Below are 1113 nucleotides of genomic sequence, written 5' to 3'. Positions count from 1 at the left end.
GAGGAAGGCACTCATCTGGGCGGGCGGCTGTTGTCGGACAGCCAGCAGATCGACGGGCTCGATGCATCCCTGTGGATCGCGACTATGCACAAGGCGCTCAGCGCCACGGGAAAGGTGCGCATCATGACGCGCACCACGGTGACAGGGGCCTATGATGATGGCAGCTATGGCGCGCTGGAGCGCGTCGCCCGTCATCTGCCCGCAGCCCCCGACCTGCCGCCGGAATGTTTCTGGCGTATCCGCGCGAAACGGGCGGTCTTGGCGGCGGGCGCGCATGAGCGCCACATCGCCTTTCCGATGAACGACCGCCCCGGCATCATGCTGGCAAGTGCCGTGCGCAGCTACCTCAACCGCTACGGGGTGGCGGCGGGGCGCAATGTGACGGTCTTCGCCACCAATGACGATGCGCACCGCACGGCGGTTGAATTGCAAGGCGCGGGTGTAAAGGTCGCCGCCGTGATCGACAGCCGCGCGGATGCGCAGGCGCAGGGCGATTACCGCCTGATCGCGGGGGGGCAGGTGATCGGCACCAAGGGCCGTCATGGCCTGCGCGAGATCACCTATCGCAAGGGCAGCCGCACCGATACGCTGATCACCGATTGCTTGGCCGTCTCGGGCGGGTGGAACCCGGCGGTGCATCTGACATGCCATCTGGGGGGGCGGCCCATATGGGACGAGGGGCGCGAGATGTTCTTGCCCCGCCCCGATGCCGTGCCGGGCATGACGGCGGCGGGTGCTTGCAACGGCGCGATGTCGACGGCGGATTGCCTGCGCGAAGGGACCGCGGCGGCCAAAGCCGCGCTCAAGGCGCTGGGGCTGCGCGCGCCTAGTGGACAAACGCCGCCCAAGGCCGACAGCAATGCAGGCGAGGGTGAAACGCTGTGGTATGTGCCGGGCAAGGGGCGGGCATGGCTCGATTTCGCCAATGACGTCACCACCAAGGATGTCGCCCAATCTGCGCAAGAAGGGTTCCGCGCGGTCGAGCATATGAAGCGTTACACGACCCAAGGCATGGCGCCCGATCAGGGCAAGACCTCCAACATCGCCGCACTTGCCTATCTCGCAGATACCACCGGGCGCGGCATCGCCGAGACAGGGACGACCACATATCGC

1 pseudogene is annotated in these 1113 nt (G+C 66.8%); it reads left to right on the top strand.

Annotated features, from left to right (window positions below):
- Positions 1-1113: pseudogene (locus tag ACTG4J_RS15430) on the top strand (sarcosine oxidase subunit alpha); the annotation flags it as partial.

Source organism: Roseicyclus sp. (assembly GCF_965662675.1).
Lineage (GTDB): Bacteria > Pseudomonadota > Alphaproteobacteria > Rhodobacterales > Rhodobacteraceae > Roseicyclus.
This window is presented reverse-complemented; position numbering and strand designations above follow the sequence as displayed.